This window comes from Methylosinus sporium (assembly GCF_003113265.1).
Lineage (GTDB): Bacteria > Pseudomonadota > Alphaproteobacteria > Rhizobiales > Beijerinckiaceae > Methylosinus > Methylosinus sporium.
In genome coordinates this window covers 295-21,614 of sequence record NZ_PUIV01000027.1, presented here as the reverse complement: position 1 = coordinate 21,614, position 21,320 = coordinate 295, and the positions used below count along the sequence as shown (strand labels likewise).

Annotated in this window: 1 protein-coding gene (running past one end of the window); it reads left to right on the top strand. The window is 69.1% G+C overall.

Features of this window, described 5'->3' with window-relative positions; all coding sequences use genetic code 11:
- On the top strand, positions 1-21,320 hold the 3' portion of the coding sequence (locus tag C5689_RS18690) for a tandem-95 repeat protein (RefSeq protein ID WP_244594719.1). 9,400 nt of this gene lie to the left of the window's left edge; the window shows 21,320 of its 30,720 coding nt (coding positions 9,401-30,720); its start codon lies off the left edge, out of view; its stop codon occupies positions 21,318-21,320.

Below are 21,320 nucleotides of genomic sequence, written 5' to 3'. Positions count from 1 at the left end.
GCGCGGTCGAGCAGATCGGCTCGGGTCTCTACCAGCGCATGCTGGCCGGCGCCGCGGCGCAGAACGTCTATGACGTGTTCGCGCCGCTCCACGCCTGGGGCGACAAGCTCGACACGATCGTCAATTTCACCGCCGGAGACGCGGGCGACAGCCTGAATATCGCGATCGGCGAGGGCCTCGACGGCGAGGTGCTCGCCGTCGCGGACGGCGCCGACACGCTGGTCTATTTTGCCGAGGCCGGCGTGCGCCGGCTGGCGGATGCGCGGCTGCTGCTGCGGCTCGAGAATGTGGCGCCCGACACGCTGACCGGCTTCAACTTCGCCGGCGCGCCGTTCGTCGCGGTGGCCGACCAGACGATCGACGGCGCCAGCGGGGTCGACGCGCTCACCGGCGGCTGGGGCAATGACACGCTGTCGTCTTCCTTCGGCGCCGACCGCCTGATCGGCGGAGCGGGCGACGACATGCTCGAGGGCGGCAGCGACGACGATACCTACGTCTTCAATGTCGGAGATGGACAGGATACGATTCGCGACGAGCACTCGCAGTGGCCGACGCTCTATTCTGGCGGCGGCAACGACACGATCGAATTCGGTGAGGGCGTCGACTGGAGCATGCTGCGCTTCAGCGTGTCGGGCGGCAGCCTGATCATCGACATCGCCGGCGGCGATGACCGCATCACCGTTTCGGGGGGCTTCCGCAGCGGGCTGTACGGGGTCGAGCGGCTCACCTTCGCCGACGGCTCGGTCAAGACCTACGCCGATATCATGGCGGCGCTCTCGGCCGGCGGGCCGGGCGACGACCTGCTCTATGACGATACCGCGGCCGGAGTGCTGACCGGCGGGGCCGGCGACGATACGCTCGACGCCTATTGGGGCGCCGACCGCCTGGTCGGCGGCGCCGGCAATGACATGCTTCGCGGCGGCGGCGACGACGACACCTATGTGTTCGACCTGGGCGACGGTCGGGACACGATCCGCGACGAGCACTCGCAGTGGCCCACGCTCTATTCGGGCGGCGCCAATGACACGATCGCGTTCGGCGAGGGCGTCGACTGGAGCATGCTGCGCTTCAGCATGTCGAGCGGCAATCTGATGATCGACCTCGCCGGAAGCGAAGACCGCATCACCATTTCGGGCGGCTTCCGCAGCGATCTCTACCGCATCGAAAACCTCCGCTTCGCCGACGGCTCGGTCAAGAGCTACGCCGACATCATGGCCGCGCTGTCGACCGGCGGGCCGGGCGACGACCTGATCTACGACGATTCCGCGGCCGGATCGCTGATCGGAGGGGCCGGCAACGACACGCTCGATTCGTTCTGGGGCGCCGATCGGCTCGAGGGCGGGACGGGCAACGACATACTGCTGGGCGGCGGCGACGACGACACCTATGTGTTCAACCTCGGCGACGGTCGGGATACGATCCGCGACGAGCATTCGCAGTGGCCCACGCTCTATTCGGGCGGCGCCAACGACAGGATCGCGTTCGGCGCCGGCGTCGATTGGGACATGCTGTCGTTCGCCGTCTCGGGCGGCGATCTGATTGTCTCGATCAGGGGGACCGGCGACCGCATCACCATCGTCGGCGGCTATAGCGACGCGAATAAGCGCATCGAAACCTTCGCCTTCGCCGACGGCGGCGCGAGGTCGTTCGCCGAGGCCGTGGCGCGGGTGGGCGAGGATCGCGTCACCGGACTGACCCTGACCGGAATCGCCTCGGCCAACACGATTCGCGGCGGCTTTGGGGACGAGGCGCTGTCGGCGGCCGCCTTCAGTTCCGGCGTGACGTTGGAAGGCGGGGGCGGGCAAGACCAGCTGACTGGCTCGGCCTATGTCGACACGCTGATCGGCGGCGCGGGCAATGACACGCTGGCCGGCGGCGCGGGCGGCGACATCTATCGCTTCTCGGCCGGTTTCGGCCAGGACCTCATCAGCGAATCGACCTCGAACGGCTCTCTCAACGTCATCGAGCTCGACGCATCGCTCTCGTCCGACGACCTCGTCATCAAGTCGAATTTCAGCGCCGCCGCCGACGGCGCGATCAATTTCGGCGCGGCGATCATCGCTTTCGCCGGCTCCGACGACCGCATCCGCGTGAGCGACCTCGACGTTGTCGCCGAGATCCGCTTCGCCGACGGCGCGATCCTCGACAAGGCGGCGATGGCCGCGCGCGCGGTTCCCTACGCCACCATCGAGCAGTATCTGAATTACTGGGACGTTCCCAGCGACGACACCTTCGTCGGCGGCGCGGGCGACGACACGCTCGATGGCGGCGGCGGGGCGGACCAGCTCGACGGCGGCGCGGGCAATGACGAGCTGTGGGGCGACGACGGCGACGACATTCTCACCGGCGGCACCGGCAACGACGCGCTGCGAGGCGGCGCGGGCGCGGACGTCTATCGGTTTTCCGTCGGTTCGGGCCACGACAGGGTCTACACCGGCGAGTCCGGGCTCGATTGGATCGAATTCGACGCCAGCGTCTCGCCCGCGGACATCGCGGTCGAGCGCGGCGGCGTCGAGCGTGGCGACAGTAGGAGCCTCTACCTGCGCAACACCATCGTCGGCGACGTGGTGGAGATCGCCGATGCGCTCGATTCCGCCGGCGACGCCGCGATCGCCGGCGTGCGCTTCGCCGATGGAACCAGCTGGGCCTTCACCGATCTCGCGGCTCAGGCGGTCGCCATTGGCGGCGTCGATATCCGCCACGGCGGCGCGACCGTCGACACGCTGGTCGGCTCCGAGAGCGGCGACACGCTCGACGCCGGCGCGCTCGACGACACGCTGATCGGCGGGGGCGGCAATGATTTCCTCTATGGCGGCGACGGCGACGACATCCTGGACGGCGGCGCGGGCCGCGACGATATCGAAGGCGGCGCGGGCGGGGATATCTACCGCTTCTCGGCCGGCTTCGGGGCCGACTGGCTGCGGGACCAGCATGAGGACGGCAGGGTCAACGCGATCGAGTTCGACGCCACGATCGCCAGCGCCGACATCGCGGTCTATTATTCGCACGACGGCCAGAGCCTGCTGCTCGAGGAAATCGGCGGCGACGGCTCGATCCTCATCGACAGCGCCTACACCGACGCCGCCTATGGCGTCGACGAGGTGCGTTTCGCCGATGGCGCAGTGTGGACGCGCGACGACCTCATCGCCGCGGCGGTCGAGGTCCCGGGGCTGCTGCTCGGCGGCGATGCGACCGACCAGACGCTGACCGGCTCCGACTTCGACGACGTCATCAACGGCGGCGCCGGCAACGAAACGCTGGTCGGCGGCGCCGGCAACGACGAGCTCCACGGCGACGCCGGAAGCGACATCCTGATCGGCGGGGCGGGCAGCGACTATCTGGAAGGCGGCGCGGGCGACGATGTTTATCGCTTCTCCGCCGGGTTCGGCTCGGACTGGCTCGCCCTATCCGACTGGGGGGACGCGGACACGATCGAGTTAGACGCCACGATCGGCCCGGCGAGCGTGCACATCGCCGACTTCAGCGCCCGGTCGAGCGGCGAGTGGCTGATCACCTTCGACGGCTCGGACGACATGATCGACATGTGGAGCATGGACTCCGCCGATCGCATCGTCTTCGCCGACGGCGCGACCTGGACCTATGACGACATCATGGCGCGGGTCGAGCCGGCGGCGGGTCTCGATCTCTACGGCGACACCGGCCTCCAGTACGAAGGCTCCGAGCTGTGGGACCGGCTCTACGCCAACGGCGCCGGCCCGGCGGTCATGCACGGCTATGCCGGCGAAGACGAGATCTACGGCAATGGCGGCGACAATCTGATCGACGGCGGCGGCGGCGACGACTACCTGTCGGGCGGCGCGGGAAGCGACACCTACCAGTTCTCCGCCGGGTTCGGTCAGGACCTCATTTCCGACGAAAATGCCGGTTCGGACGTCAACGTCATCTCGTTCGACGCCAGCATCACAGCCGACCAGCTGGTGCTGGAGGGCCGGAGCCGCATCGTGATCGAAGGTCCGCCGGAGCCTTTGACTCTGTCGGATATCCGCATCGCGGGCGCCGACGATCGGATCAGCTTTCTCGACGATTTCAACGCGGGCAATTTCGAGATCCATTTCGCCGACGGCGTGGTCTGGACGCAGGCCGATATCGATGCGCGGATCACGCCCGCCTCGGGCGAGGAGCTGTCGGGCGGCGCGCCGATGATCGGCGGGGCGACCGACGATTACCTCTACGGCGGCAGCAATGGCGAAGCGATCGAGGGCGGCGCGGGCAACGACCGGCTCTACGGCAACGGCGGCGACGACATCCTGACCGGCGGAACCGGATCGGATTCGCTCTATGGCGATATCGGAAGCGACACCTACCGTTTCGCCAAGGGGTTCGGCGAGGATTGGATCAATGAGACCGCCGAAGCCGGTTCGGTCGATGTCGTCGAGTTCGACGCGTCGATCGACTCCGCCGACGTCTCGGTCCTGACCGACAGCCCGTCGCTCTCCGGCGCGTTCTACCTGTCCGTCGCCGGCGGCGAGGACCGGCTGTGGATCTGGCGCGGCTACAATGAAGCAATGATCGCCGAAGTGCGCTTCGCCGACGGCGTGGTGTGGACCGCCGCCGACCTCGAGGCGCGGCTCGCCTATTTCGTCAGGCCGACGATTTCCACGCTGACCTCGGGCGCTTCGGTGGACGGCTCCGCCGGCGACGACGCGCTGACCGGCACTGCCGGGGCGGACACGATCCAGGGCGACAGCGGCCAGGTCTGGCGGGCGACCGGCGACAATCTCGTCGTCAACGGCAGCTTCGAGCAAGCGGGCGCCGGCGTCGCCGCCAAGAGCTGGGGCCAGTCCAGCCTCGATTCGCCGGGCTGGACGCGGATTAATTCGACCCAGCCGGCGAACACGCCTTGGTACGAGCAGATCAACGCCGGCTATTCGGGTGTGACCCCGACCGACGGACAATATTGGATCGATCTCGACGGGGCTTATGGCGGCAGCTGGGGCAGCGGCAGCAACCTGCAGATCGTGCAGGATATTTCCGGCGTTTCCGACGGCGAGACGCTGCTGATCCAGTTCGACCACGCCAATCGCACCTCGGCGAGCAGCGGGTCGTTCGACGTGCTGTGGAACGGCGCGGTCGTCGCCAGCTTCAACAACACCGGCTCGGCGATCCATTCCAGTGTGCGGGTGACCGCGCAGGCCGGGGCCAACCAGCTCGGCTTCCGCGGCACGGGCTCGCAGGACGGGAACGGCGCGTTGCTCGACAACGTCATGGTGACCGGCGCAGAGGCCGTCGCCAGCGACGCGATCGGCTTCGACACGATCTCGGCGCTCGATGGCGACGACACGGTTCACGCCGGGGTCGGCGACGACATCGTCTCGGGCGGCGCCGGCGACGACACGCTCCACGGCGAGTCGGGCAACGACACGATCGCCGGCGACGCTGGCGACGACGTGATCGTGGGGGGAACCGGCGACGACACGCTGAGCGATTCGGCCGGCGATGACGCCTATCGCTTCGCGAGGGGCGACGGGCAGGACAAGATCACCGACGCCGCGGGAACCGACCGGATCGAATTCGGCGCCGGAATCGCCGCGTCGGATGTGCGGGTCGAGGTGGTGGGCGACGCCTCCACGCTGCAGGTGACCTTTACCGGAACCTCGGACCGGATCACCATCGTCAACGGCTCGCTGACCGACGCGCGCGCGATCGAGAGCTTCAGCTTCGCCGACGGCGCGATTTGGACCTACGCCGACATCGCGCGGGCGTGGCAGGCCCCGACCGACGGGGCGGACCTCATCATCGGCAGCGCCGGCGACGAGACGCTGGCGGGCGGCGCCGGCGACGACCGGATCACCGCCGCGCTCGGCAACGACACGCTGCTGGGCGAGGGCGGCGACGACACGCTGACCGGCTCGACCGGCAATGACGTGCTCGCCGGCGGGACCGGCGTCGACTCCCTGGCGGGCGCCGGCGGCGACGACACCTACCGCTGGGGCCGAGGCGACGGCGACGACGCCGTCACCGACAGCGGCGGCGGCGCCGACCGGGTCGAGATCGCGGCCGGCGTCTCGCCGGCCGACATCGACGTCTACGCTCTGGACAGCGCGAGCCTGACGCTGCGCATTCGCGACACCGGCGAAACGCTCGATCTGGTCAATGTCGTCTCGAACGCGGCCTATGCGATCGAGACGATCGCCTTCGCCGATGGCGCGACATGGAGCGCGGCGGACCTCTTCGCGAGAAGCCTGATCGGCGGCGACGGCAATGACACGCGCACCGGCGCGTCCGGCGGCGAGACGCTGCTCGGCGGCGGCGGCGACGACACCCTGTCGGGCCTTGCCGGCAACGACGCGCTCGACGGCGGCGGCGGGGCGGACACACTGCTCGGAGGGACCGGAACCGACACGCTCGCGGGCGGCGCCGGCGACGATGCGCTGAGCGGCGGGTCCGGAGCCGACACTTATGTCTTCGCGGCGGGCGACGGCGTCGACATGATCGAGGATATCGGCGACGGCGCCAGCGACACGATCCGCATCGCCGGCTATGCCGCTTCGGCCGTGCGCTTCGCGGCGGTGGGCGACGATATCGTCATCCGCTTCGCCGGAAGCGCCGACCGGATCGTGGTCCGCCACGCGCTGGCCGACGGCTTCGTCGACACGATCGAGGCGTTCGCGATCGCCGATGAGGGCGTCACATTCACGCTCGAGCAGGTCGAGGCGCGACTGGTCGAGGACATCGCCACGACTGGCGACTGGCTGGTGGGCGGCGACGGCGCGGATACGCTGACCGGCGGCGCGGGCGACGACTTCCTGTCGGGCGGCGACGGCGCCGACACGCTGTCGGGCGGCGACGGCGCCGACCTGCTCGCCGGGCTCTCCGAGGACGCCTTCTCCGACACGCTGACCGGCGGCGCCGGCCGCGACACCTACTCCTTCCTGCCGACGCGCGCCGGCGCCGGCGCGATCGTTGCCGACACGATCACCGACTTCACCCCCGGCGCCGAAGGCGACGTCATCCGCCTGCGCACCAGCAATCCCAATCCCTTCCAGGGCGGCGGGCTCAGGCTGGCGCAGGACGGCGCCGACACCGTGCTGCTGGTCCGCGCGGCGAATGGTTCCGACCAAATCGCGCTGCGGCTCGCCGGGGTCGATTCGGCGGCGCTGAACTCGGCCAACTTCGACGGCGCGCCGATCGCGATCGACAACTCGGCCGGCATCAGCGACGGCGAGGCCGGCAACACGCTGGAAGGCGGCCCGCTCGGCGACCGCATCTTCGGCAACGGCGGCGCGGACACGATCTTCGGCTATGCCGGGAACGACCGCCTCGCCGGCGGGGCCGACGGCGACAGGATCGACGGCGGTTTCGGCAATGATTTGATCGCCGGCCAGGAAGGCGCCGACACGTTGATCGGCGGCGCGGGCGGCGACATACTGTCGGGCGGCGCCGGCGATGACGTGCTCACCGGCTATGGCGACGGCAGCGGCGCCGCCGACAGCGACGTACTCGACGGCGGCGAGGGCGACGACCGGCTGAACGGCGGCGCCGGAAACGATGCCTACCGCTATGCGCCGGGCGACGGACGCGACACCATCGCCGACCTCGGCGGCGCCGATCGCATCGAGTTCGCCGCGGGCGTCGCGGCGGGCGACGTCACCGTCGGCCAGGACGGCGGCGACATCGTTCTGCGCATCGCCGGAGACGACGGCGAGATCCGGCTGAGCGGCGGCGTGACCGGCGCGACCGTGATAGAGACCGTGGCCTTCGCGGACGGAACCGAATGGAGCTGGGACGATCTGCTAGGCCTCGCCAGTCGGGGCGGCGCCGGCGACGACGTGCTCACGATCCCGCAGCCGATCGGCGCCAATCTGCTGGTGAACGGCGACTTCAGCCAGATCACCACGGTGAGCGGAACCCCGAGCTGGGGCGTCCAGGCGAGCCGCGTTCCGGGCTGGACCGACGCCACCGGCCAGACCTTCGAATTGTTTCCCGACGGCGCCGGCGGCTACTGGATCGATATCGAGGAATATTACGCGCACATGGACATCCGCCAGACCATCGGCGGGTTGTCGGACGGGCAGGAAATGCTCGTGTTTTTCGATCTGGCGCATCGCGACTGGGCGCCGACCAGCGGCATCGAGGCGCTGTGGAACGGCGCGGTGATCGGCGCCTATGAGGTCGACCACACCGATTTTCGGACCATCACGCTCAGCGTCACCGCGGTGGCGGGCGACAATCGGATCGAGTTCCGCTCGGTCGGCGCGACCTCGGCCGATGGCGTCTCGCTCGACAATGTCGGCGTCTTCGCCGTGGGCGGCGCGCTGGGCGGCTCGATCGACGGCGGCGCGGGCAATGATGTGCTGACCGGCGGCGCCGGCGCGGACATGATCGCGGGCGGAACCGGCGACGACCGCCTGCTGGGAGGCGCGGGGGACGACACCTATCTCTTCGCGCGCGGCGACGGGCAGGATACGATCCTCGACACGCAGGGCGCCAACACGCTGCGCTTCGCCGACGGCGTCGCCGCGGACGACGTGCGCGCGGTGCGCGGCACGGCGAATCTCGTGCTCGAGATCATCGGCGCCGGCGACCGCATCGACCTCGGCGCCCCGGCGCGGCCCGGCATGGGCGTCTCGCGCGTCGAATTCGCCGACGGCGCGGTGTGGAGCGAGGACACGCTGATCGCGCTGGCGCGCGCGCCGGGCGACGGAGCCGATGTGATCCGCGGCGACGCGCTCGACAATGTCCTGGCCGGCGGGGCCGGCGACGATCTGATCCTGGGCGGCGACGGGGCGGACAGCATCGACGGCGGTCTCGGCGGCGACCGGCTCGAAGGCGGCGCGGGCGACGACGCCTACGCCTTCCAGCGCGACGGCGGGCGCGACCGCATCGCCGACGCGGGCGGCGCCGACGCCATCGTCTTCGCCGCTGACATCGCGCCCGGCGATGTGGCGGTCGAGCAGAGCCGCGACGGCGCGGATTTCGCGCTGGTCGTGCGCGCCACCGGCGCGCGCATCACCATCGAGGACGCCTTCGGCGCGGGCAAGGTTGAGGAAATCCGCTTCGCCGACGGCGCTGTGTGGACCACCGACGACCTCATCGCGCGCGCCGCCACCTTCGGCGACGACGTGCTGTCGGGCGATGCGGGCGCCAATGTCCTCGCCGGCGGACTCGGCGACGACGTCCTTGCGGGCCTCGGCGGCGACGACACCTACCGCTTCGCGCGCGGCGACGGCGGCGACGTCATCCGCGACGGCTCGAGCTCCGTCGCCGACCGGCTCGAGATCAGCGGCTATTCCGCGAGCGAGATCAGCTTCCATCGCCTCGGCAGCGACAGCAGCGACGTGGCGATCCGCTTTGCCGGCAGCGACGACCAGATCCTCATCGCCAATGCGCTGGGCGCCAATTCGGCGGGCGTCGAGACCATCGCGCTCGACGACGGCGCGACGTACCACGTCGCCGATTTGGCGCTCGCGATCGTCTCCAGCCTCGCGACCGACGGCGACGACACGATCATCGGCACGGGCGGCGACGACACGCTGGTCGGCGGGAAGGGCAACGACCTTATCGCCGGCGGCGCGGGCTCGGACACCTACCTTTATGCGCGCGGCGACGGCGATGATCGGATCGACGCCTTCGGCTCCGGCGCCGACACGGTCCGCCTGACCGACTACACCGTCGCCGACGTGCTTTCCGCCGTGCGCGGAGGGCCCGACAGCAACGATCTGGTGATCACATTCGCCGGCGTGGGCGACCGGCTGGTGCTGGTCGATGCGCTGGCTGCGGCCAATGGCTCGGGCGGCAACAGCCTTACCGTGAGCTTCGCCGACGGCGCCTCCTGGAATCGCGACGCGATGCGCGCCCGCGCGCTGTCGGACGTCTACGGCGACGGCGACGACAACGCCTACGGCTTCGACGGGGCGGACAGCTTCGCGGCGCGGCCCGGCGACGATCTGATGGCGGGCGCGGGGGGCGGCGACGCCTATGCGTTCGGCCGGGGGTCGAGCCACGATACTGTTTCCGACAACGGCGCCTCGGGCGCCGACACGGTCCAGATTCTCGATTTCGCCGCGACCGACGCCAGCGTCGAGCGGCTCTATCGCGGCAGCGACGCCGTGGTCATCCGCTTCACCGGCGACGACGCGGACAGCCTGACGATCGTCGATGCGCTGGCGACCGACGCCAAGGGCGTGGAAACGATCACCTTCGCCGACGGCGTCGCCTGGACCAAGGACACGCTGCGCCAGCTGCTCGACAACCGCGCCCCCGAAGCCGCGGACGACGGGTTCTACTCGGTCACCACCGGCGTCGAGCTGGTGATCGCGGCGACCGAGATCCTGGGCAACGACTTCGACGCCGATGGCGACGCCTTGCGCATCGTGGCGGTCGACGCCGGCAGCGCCGGCGTCGCCACGATCGACGCCGAGGGCAATGTCCACTACACCGCGATCGGCGGTCATCACGGCTCCGCCTCGATCAGCTACACCGTGGCGGACGGGCGCAACGGCTTCGACAACGCCGCGATCGACCTGCGCGTGCGCCCGGTCGCGACCGCGCTGCCCGACGACGGCTTTTCCGTCGCCGAGGACGATTCGCTGGTCATCCGGGTCGAGCGTCTGCTGTCCAACGACCTCGACGGCGACCGCATGGTGGTCGGCCAAGTCTACGGCGCCACGAACGGCGCGGTCTCGCTCTCGAGCGACGGCAACATCTCGTTCACCCCCACCGCCAATTTCAACGGCGCCGCCGAGTTCACCTATGTCGCCAACACGCCCGAGGGCGGGCGGGCCGAGGCCAAGGTCGCCATCACGGTCACCCCGGTCAATGATGCGCCGGCGGCGCGCGACGACAGCGCGCCGGCGGTTCCCGAAGGCGCCGTCTTCACGCTCGATCCGCGCGTGCTGCTCGCCAATGACAGCGACATCGACGGCGACGTTCTGGCCGTCCATTCAGTGCAGTCCAACGCCGATGTTTCCGTGTCGATCGGCGCCGACGGGCTGATCCACGTCCAGCCGGCCGCCTATTACTGGGGCGCCGCGTGGTTCGACTATGTCGCCGCCGATCCCAGCGGGGCGACCTCGACCGGGCGCGTCAGCTTCACCGTCACCCCGGTGAACGATCCGCCCGAGCCGCATGACGACCGCTTCGCCACCACCCAGTCGGGCGATCCGATCCTCGAGGACAATCCGATCGTCATCTCGGCCGAGCGGCTGATGGCCAATGACATCGAGCACGATGGCGAGGCGATGACGGTCACCGCCGTGGCCAACGCCCACGGCGGCCGCGCCGAGCTGCTCGACAATGCGACCGTTCTGTTCACCCCCAACGCGAATTTCAACGGCGACGCAGGGTTCGACTATCAGGTCGACGACGGTCATGGCGGCGCGGCCTGGGCGCGCGCGACGATCGCCTATCAGCCGGTCAACGACCGCCCGGTGGCGCGCGACGACAGCTACGGCCAGCTGGGGCTGGAATTCCTCCGCGGGCAGGAAGACACGCCGATCGAGATCCCGCTGATCGAGCTGCTGAAGAACGACGACGATCCCGAGGGCTTCGCGGTTCGGTTCGAAAGCGCCGGCAACGCGGTGCACGGCGCGATCGAGCTGACCGACCACGGCTCCATCCTGTTCACGCCCGACCCGAACTATTGGGGCGAAGCGACATTCAGCTACCTCGTCGCCGATAATGAGGGCCTGGTCGACGGCGCGGTGGTCGATCTCTACTTCGACAATGTGGGCGACGGCCCGCCCGAGGCGCGGCGCGACGTCATCTATGTCAACGAAGACATCCCCACGGTCATCCCGATCTCCACGCTGCTGGCGAACGACGCCGACATCGACCTCGACACGATCGAGTTCGTCGGCTGGCGCCATGCGGGTCTTCTCGATGCGCTGCTCTATGGCATCGACGCCGTTCAGAAGATCAACGGCACGGTCGAATACGACGCCGACGGCAACCTGCTCTACACGCCCGACCGCGACGCGACCGTCGCCTCTGGCGTCGTCTACCGCGTGACCGACAACGCCGATGGCGTCGCCGACGGCTATGTCGACATTGTCATCGTCCCCTCGAACGACGATCCGACCGCGCAGGACGACTTCGGCTTCGTCACCCCGCTCGATGCGCCGCTGGTGCTGCGCGCCGGCGATCTGCTGTCCAACGACTACGACATCGAGGAGGCCGATCACGACGGCGACGGCGTGATCGACGACATGCTCGACGATCCCGATCGCGCGCGGCCGAGCTTCGTCGGCGTGGTCGGCGTGTGGTCGGCCGATGCTCTGGCGCAGGGCGAGCGCGCGCCGGTGGGCGAGGCGGAAGTCGTCGGCTGGGCGGGTGAGCAATTCATCGTCGTGCGTTTCCCCGAAGGCTTCAATGGCAATGTCGCGGTCGAATACAGCATCGCCGACGCGCAGGGCGCGACCGACACCGCTTTCGCGATGGGCAGCGTGGCCGATTTCTACGCCGGGCAGCTGCGCGGCACCGCGCGGCCCGACTACCTCGCCGGCACGCCGGGCGCGGACGCCATCCAGGCGCTCGCGGGCGACGACTATGTTCTCGGAGACGCCGGCGGCGACGTGATCGAGGCGGGCGATGGCGACGACTGGATCGACGCCGGCGCCGACGACGACCGGATCGACGGCGGTGACGGCGCGGACCGCATCGGCGGCGGCGCGGGCTATGACACTGTGAGCTTCGTCGGTTCGGACGTCGGCCTGCGCGCCGACCTCGAATCGCGCATCGGCCAGGGCGGCTGGGCGCAGGGCGACACTTTCCTCGGCGTCGAGGCGCTGATCGGCTCGGCTTTCGCCGACCAGCTGGGCGGCGACGCGGGCGACAACCGGCTGGAGGGACTGGGCGGCGACGACATATTGGAGGGGCGCGACGGCGCCGACACGCTGCTCGGCGGCGACGGCGCCGACACGCTGACCGGCGGCGCCGGGGCCGATGTGATCGACGGCGGCGCGGGCGTCGACACCGCCGACTACTCGTTCGGCGCGGCGGGCGTTTCGATCTCGCTGGCGGCGGGGGCCGCCTCGGGCGGCGACGCCGAGGGCGACGTGCTCATCGGCATCGAAAATCTCACCGGCGCCGACGCGGCCGATATGCTCGAAGGCGACGACGGCGCCAATGTGCTGTCGGGCGGGCGCGGCGACGACGCGCTGCTGGGCGGCGCGGGCGACGACACGCTGATCGGCGGTCGCGGGGCGGATCGGCTCGAGGGCGGGGCGGGCGTCGACATCGCCGACTACACGCTCTCGGCCGAGGGCGTGATGGTCGACATGGTCGACGGCGGCGCCGGCGGCGGCGACGCGGCGGGCGACATCTTCTCGGGAATCGAGATCGTCCAGGGCTCGTATCATGACGACACGATCCGCGGCGACGATGGCGACAACCGTATTCGCGGCGGGCGCGGCGCCGATGTGATCGACGGGCGCGGCGGTTTCGACGCCGCCGACTATTCGCGCGCCGACGAGGGCGTGGCGGTCGATCTCGGCGCGGGCGCCGGCAGCGCCGGCGAAGCGGCGGGCGACGCGCTGATCGCGATCGAGAAGCTGATCGGCTCGCTATGGGCCGACCGACTCGCCGGCGGCGCGGGCGCGGACACATTCCAGGGCCTGCGCGGCGACGACACGATCTTGGGCGGCGGCGGGTCCGACGACTATCTGTTCACCTTTGACGACGGCCACGACACGATCGTCGAGCAAGGCGATGCGGCGGACGCCGACCGCATCGTGCTCGGCGCTGAGATCGCGCCCAAGGACGTGTCGGTGCTGCGCGACGGCGACGATCTGGTGCTCGAGCTCGAGCGGCAAGACGGCTTCCTCATCGATGCCTTGCGCGTCACCAACCACTTCCTCGGCGCCGAAACCGGCATCGAGCAGGTGGCGTTCGCCGACGGCGCCATCTGGGACCGCGGGCGTCTGGACCAGCTCCAGCGGCTGGGCCGCTTCAACGCGGCGGACGACATCGCGCGCTTCGCGGTGGAGGACGAGCCGATCGCGATCGATCCGGCCGACCTCATCGTCAATGACGCCGAGATCGGCGCGCTCGACCTGCTGCTGGTCGGCGTGGACCGCCCGACCAACGGCGCCGTGCGCCTGCGCGACGATGGGATGATCGAGTTCCTCGGCGCCCAGGACTTCAACGGCGACGGCTATTTCTATTACACCGTGCGCGACCAGTTCGGGCGCGAATCCTCGGCGCGGGTCGAGGTCGACATCTCGCCGGTCAACGACGCGCCGACCGCCGTGGACGATCCGCTGGTCTATGCGGTGGAGGACACCGTCCTGCATGTGCGCATCGAGAACCTGCTGGCCAACGACTTCGATGTCGACGGCGAATACGAAGGCCTGCACATCGTCTCGATCGCGCCGCTCGAGAACGACGCCGGCCAAGCGATCGATTCTTATTGGAATGCCGACCACCAATATGCGGCGACCAATGTCACCGCGAGCATCTCGAGCGATTACATCGACTTCGCCATGCGTCCCGACTATTTCGGCGCGGCGGGCTTCGCCTATACGCTGGCCGACGACAGCGGCGCGACCTCGACCGCGACGGTCGAGATCTACATCAGCCCTGTCAACGACGCCCCGCGCGCCAGGGACACCGTGCATTCGGTGCGGCTGGAGACCACCGCGACGCTGACCGTCGCGGATCTGCTCGCCAACACCTACGACATCGAGGGCGACAGCTTCACCTTCGTCGGCCTGCATCCGGGCGCGGACGGCAATCCGGCGGCCAATGGCGAGGTCACCTTCGATCCCGACGCCGGCGCGATCCTGTTCACGCCATGGGCGCTGGGCGACGCCAGCATCGAATATGACGTGATCGACGCGCGCGGCGCCGGCGCGATGCTGAGCTACGAGTACAAGGTCCGTCCGCTCAACGATCCGCCCAAGGCCTACAACGACTATGGCCTGCGCACGCTCGAGGACCAGGCGCTGGTCATCGATCCGGCGCAGCTTCTCGCCAATGACGCCGACGAGAACGGCGACACGCTGACCATCGAGAGCATTTCGCGCTTCGCCGACAATGGCAAGGCGATGCTGCGCGACGACGGCATGATCGAGTTCCGTCCGCGCCCCGACTTCAACGGCTCGGCTGGCTTCGACTACACGATCAGCGACGGGCGCGGCGGCGCCTCCACGGCGCATGTGTTCATCACCATCCTGCCGCGCAACGACGGCCCGATCTTGCGCAACGATCTGGTCAGCGGGCTGGAGGACGGCCCGCTCTACGTGATCCCGGCCGAGGCCTTCGGCAACGACATCGATCGCGACGGCGACGTGATCTTCTTCAAGCGCAGCTCTGTGCTGGGCGTGGTCGATCACCGCTATCTTTCGGCCGACTACACGGTCGCCGCGCGCATGGCCGACGGCGGCGCGCTGGCGGATTCGATCGCCTTCGATCCCGCGACCATGCGCTTCACGGGCAGCTTGCCCGCCGCGCAGGACAAGGTCGCGGTCGACGTCTGGCTGACCGATCCGGCCGACGGACGCGTGTTCAACACCCGCTTCGAGCTCACCGCCGACGAGCTTTCCAACGGCCTCGACGTTTCGGGCGCGGTGCTGGACGGTTTCGAGATCCGCTCCGACTTCGCGGTCGACTTCGCGTTCGGCGCGAACGACCTCGACGCGCAGACGACCGTCACCGCGACGCTGGCCGACGGCGCCGCGCTGCCCGCATGGCTGGTCTTCGACGCGCAGGCGCTGACCTTCACCGGAGTCGCGCCCGACGGCGCCTCCGATCCGTTCGACGTCACGATCGGCTTCACCCGTCCCGATCCGCAGGGCGGCGCGGCGCTGGCGTGGAGCGACACGGTGTCGCTCGATCCGGCGCAACTGGCCGGAGGCGTGGCCTACCACAGCAAGCTGGCGCTGTTCGACCTCGAGAACGGCGCTGTCTCCGCCTCGCTGATCGGCCAGCGCCCGCTGCCCGACTGGCTGAACTTCGACGCCGCCGCCCGGCGGCTGAGCCTGTCGGGTTTCGAGCCCGACGCCGATGCGCAGCTCGCGCGGCTCGATGTGACGTTCACCCCCGCGGAGCGCGACCTGCCGCAAGGCGTCCATGCCTCGAGCGACAAAGGCTTCACGCTCGAATTCGTGATCGATCCGCTCGGCGACCTCGCCGCGCAGCTCGCCGCGATCAACCGCGCGCTGGCGGGCGATCCCTATTTCGCCGCGCAAGGCCTGTTCGCGCTCGATCTCGACGGGGCCGGTCCGATCGTGGCGAGCCGCGAGAGCGGCGCGCCGCTGCCCGCGTGGCTGACGTTCGACGCCCGGACTCTGTCCTTCGAAGGCGCGCCGCCGCCCTCTTGGGTCGGCGCGATACCCGTTCGCATGGACATTTCCGCGGGCGGCGGCCTGCCGGCGATGTCGGTGATCGCCGAGGCGGTGGTCGACGACACCTTCCGCGTGACCTCGGCCAACGGCCTTTCGGTCTCGACCGCCTCCGAACGGATCGACGTCGACGCGCCCGCCGACTTCAACGGCGCGATCGTCATCTCCTACGACGCCAACGATGAAAAGGGCGGGGCGTCGAGCAAGCCCGCGCTGATCTTCTACGACGTGAAGCCCACGCGCGAGCGGCCCGACGCGGCGACCGACGATATCGCCGCGCGCGAAGGCGAGACCACGCGCTTCGCGGTCATCGACCTGCTCGCCAATGATTTCGACCGCGACGGAGATCCGCTGCGGCTGATCGGCGTCGGCCAGCCGGCCAATGGCGTGCTGGCGCTCGAGCTGGCGCATCTGGCGATCGATCCTCCGGCCGGCATCGCGCAGGCCGACGGCGCGGTCTGGAGCGCGAGGCTGGCCGATGGCGGCGACCTGCCCGAATGGCTGGCGGTCGACCCGGCGACCGGCGCCATCGCCGGCGACGCGCCGCTCGATTTCAAGGGCGGGCTCGACATTGTCGTGACCCGCACGCTGGGCGCCGACGCGCAGACCGCCACGCTCCACCGCGACGTCGACGGCAACGAGGGCGCCTTCGCGGTCTACACCCCGGCCGACGCGTTCTCCGGCGCAGACAGCTTCGCCTACACCGTCACCGACGACCGCGAGGGTCCCTCGACCGGCGCCGGCGTGCTGCACGTCGCCTCGGTCGACGATCCGCCGGTCGCGGTCGAGGACACCGTCACCGCGATCGAGGACATGCCGCTCTCGATCGATCCGGCGGCGCTGCTCGCCAACGACCATGACGTCGACGGCGACCCGATCCGCTTCCTCGACGTCGCCAATCCCACCCACGGCGCGGTCAGCTACGACGGCGAGACGATCGTCTTCATGCCCGACCACAATTTCAGCGGCAAGGCTTCGTTCGAATATGTCGTGACCGACGACGCCGACGGGTCGAGCGCCGGCCTGGTGACGGTCGATGTGGTCTCGACCAACCAGGCGCCGATCGCCGCGGCGGACGTCTTCGCCACTGTGGAAGACACGCCGTTCGAATTCTCCAAGGCGGATTTGCTCGCCAACGACAGCGACCCGGACGGCGACGCGATCACCTTCCAGTCGATCTCGCGCGGCGCGACCGGCGGGCGGATCGTCGAGCTCACCGGCGGCCGCTGGCAATTCGTGCCCGACGAGAACGTCAACGGCCCGGTCGCCTTCGGCTATACGATCGGCGACGGACGCAGGACCGACGTCGGCGCGATCACTTTCGACATCGCCCCGGTCAATGACGCGCCGATCGCCAACCCCGATGGCGCAGGCGCGGCCAATGATCCCGAAGGCGTGTTTCGCACGCTGCAGGACGAATCCGTCACCATCGATTTCGCCGCGCTCCTCTCCAACGACCGCGACGTGGAAGGCGACGTCTTCTCGATCGTCGAGGTATTCGACGGCGACCAGGGGACCGTGGCGCAATCGGGTGACGCCGCGGTGTTCACGCCCGACGCCGGCTATATCGGCGACGCGGGCTTCCACTACCGCGTCACCGACGCCAAAGGCGCGAGCAGCGTGGGCTATGCGACGATTCTGGTGGCGCCCGACGCGCCGCTGCCCACGCCGGTTTCGGACTTCGGCCTGGAAGCGCTGGAAGACAGCCATATCGACATCGATCCGGCCCAGCTGATGGCCAATGACGTCGCGCCCGAAGGCACGACGCTCGCCTTCGTGCGGCTCGACGGCGCCGAACTGCTCGACAACGGCAAATACCGCGTCACGCCCGCGCCCGACTACTACGGGCGGATCGAGCTGCGCTATTGGATACAGAATGAGCAGGGCTTCCCGGTCTCGACCACGGTCGCCATCGACGTGCTGCCCGTGGCCGACGCGCCGGCGGCGGTGGACGACACGCTGGCGACCGTCGAGGACAGCCCGCTGGTGATCTTTGCCAGCCAGCTGCTCGACAACGACAGCGACGCCGACCACCAGGCCTTTGTGATGAGCCAGATCGTCGACGCCTCGGGCGTGACGGTGGCCGACCTCGGCTGGGGCCAGCTTCAGATCACCCCCGACGCCAACTTCAACGGCGAGGCGTGGTTCGACTACGAGATCGAGGATTCGACCGGCCTCACCGGCGTCGCGCGCGTGACCGTGACGGTCGATCCGGTCAATGACGCGCCGGCGATCGCCGCGATTCCCGTTCTCGAGGGGGTCGAGGATCATCCGTTCAGCGCGACGCTGCCCGCCGGCTTCGCCAGTGACGTCGACGGCGACGCGCTGGTGGTCGAGGTGCGCGGGCAGGGCGGGGCGGCGCTTCCCGGCTGGCTCTCGTTCGACCGCCAGACGCGGACGCTCAGCGGCGATCCGCCGGCCGACTTCAATGGCTCGATCACGCTCGAGGTCGCCGCTTCGGACGGCCAGCTCGGAAACATGCGCGAGCTGCTGGTCTCGATCGCTCCGGTCAATGACGCGCCCTATGTCGCGATGGCGCTGGCCGACCGCGTCTCGCCCGAGGAGCAGGCGGTGGACTTCGTGTTGCCCGACGGCAGCTTCGCCGATATCGACAGCGCCTCGCTGGCTCTAAGCGCGACGCTGGCGGACGGTTCGGAACTGCCCGGCTGGCTGTCGTTCGACCCGGCGGCGCGGCGCTTTGCCGGCCAGCCGCCCGCCGATCACAACGGCGCGATCGAGGTGCGGGTCACCGCGAGCGACGGCGAGCTCGGCGTGAGCGACGTGTTCACGCTGACGGTCACGCCGGCCAACGACCCTCCGGTCGTCGCGATCCCGCCCGCCGACGCGCACGGCGCCGAGGACACGCCCTTCGTCTTCGCGCTGCCCGCCGGAACTTTCGCCGACATCGACGGCGACGCGCTGACGCTGACCGCGATCCTGTCCGACGGCTCCGCTCTGCCCGCTTGGATCGGCTTTGCCGACGGCGCCTTCACCGTGACGCCGCCGGCCGACTTCAACGGCTCGCTGGCGCTCGAGGTCCGCGCCAGCGACGGTTCGCTGAGCGTCGCGGCCGCCTTCGCGCTGATCGTCGATCCGGTGAATGACGCGCCGGTCGTCGCGACGCCGATTCCATCCCTGTCCTCTCCAGAGGACGCGTCTTGGACCTTCCAGGTTCCGGCTGGAACCTTCGTGGATGTCGACGACGATCGGCTCGACTATACGGCGTCGCTCGCGAATGGCGATTCGCTGCCGGCGTGGCTGTCGTTCGACGCTATGACTCGGACGTTCTCCGGCGCGCCGCCGGAGAATTACAATGGTTCGCAATCGCTGCGCGTAACGGCGTCGGACGGGGAGCTGGCGACTTCGGCCGAGTTCGAGCTGACTCTCGTCTCCGCCAACGACGCGCCGGTCGTCGCGTCGCCGATCGCGTCCCAGGATTCGCCGGAGGATGCGCCCTGGGTCTTCCAAGTCCCGGCGGAAACTTTCCTCGACGTCGACATTGATCCGCTGATCTACACGGCGTCTCTCGCGAATGGCGAAGTGCTGCCGGCGTGGCTGTCGTTCAACGCTATGACTCGGACGTTCTCCGGCGCGCCGCCGGCGAATTACAATGGCTCGCAGCCGCTGCGCGTGACGGCCTCGGACGGGGCGCAGGCCGCTTCGACGACCTTCACGCTGAACGTGACGCCGCTCAACGACGCTCCGATCGCGCAGGACGATGCCGGCTTCGCGGCCGTCGCGAACGCGCCTTTGACGATCGCCTTTTCGGCGCTCCTCGCGAATGACAATGATGTCGATATCGGCGACGTGCTGGCGATCGCCTCGGTCGGCGATGCGCAACACGGTTCTGTCGCGTTGACGGCCGACGGCGTCGTCTTCACCGCCGCGAGCGGCTATTCCGGGCCGGCATCCTTCGTCTACACTGTCTCCGACGGGGCGGGAGGCTCGGCGAATGCGTCCGTCAGTCTCACAGTCGACAATCCGGTTTCCGTCATCAACGGGCCGGCATATGGCGGCGGGAGGATCTGGGGCGTCGCGGGCCCCGAGACGATCAATGCGTATGGCTATGGCAATAAGATCTATGCCAATGGCGGCAGCGGCACGATCAACGCCGGCTCCGGCAATGCGACGGTCTTCGCCGGCTCCGGCGATCTCACCATCAATCTCGCCGGCTACAATGATGTCGTGATCGGCGGCGATGGCGACGACATCGTCTCGGGATCGGCCGGAAGCGCGACCGTCAGGCTGGGCAATGGAACGGATGTGGTGACGGTCGGGGGTTACGGCAACAGAGTGACGCTCGGTGACGGCGATGACACAGTCGATCTCGGCCTCGGCGGCAGCCGCCTCAAAATCGGGAACGGAAGCAACAAGATCACCATCGCAGGCTACGGCAATACCGTCGTCGCCGGGGATGGATCCAACACACTCTCGGGCGGCTCGGGTAACGAGAGCCTGACCTTCGGTGATGGAGACAACGATATCAAAACGTCCGGCTACGGCAATGTGATCCGAGTCGGCGATGGCGACAATGCCATCGTCGCGGGCAGCGGCTCGGATACGGTGACTGCGGGCAATGGCGACAACACGATTACCCTTTCTGGATACAACAACACTGTCTCTCTGGGAGCGGGGGTCAATCTCGTAGACGGCGGCTACGGCGGCGACAGGGTGACGGTCGGCGGTGGTAGCGCCGTGATCGATCTCGACGGATGGAACAACGTCGTGACGATCAATGGGGGCGCCACAGCGACGATCAACGATCATGGCGGCGGCCTGGGAGTGAAAATCGGCTCGTCGCTCGATCACGTCGTGATCAATGGGATGAGCGCGGATATGAGCGCCTGGATCGATCTCTTGTCGCCGAGCATGGGCTATTCGTCGAGATCGGCTATCATGAGCGCGCTGCAGAGCGATGGAAACGGCGGAACTTTGCTGACCCTGGCGGGCGGAGGCGCGATCGATATCACCGGCGTCACGCCGGACCATCTCAGCGCGGCCAATTTCAGGATCGGCTGA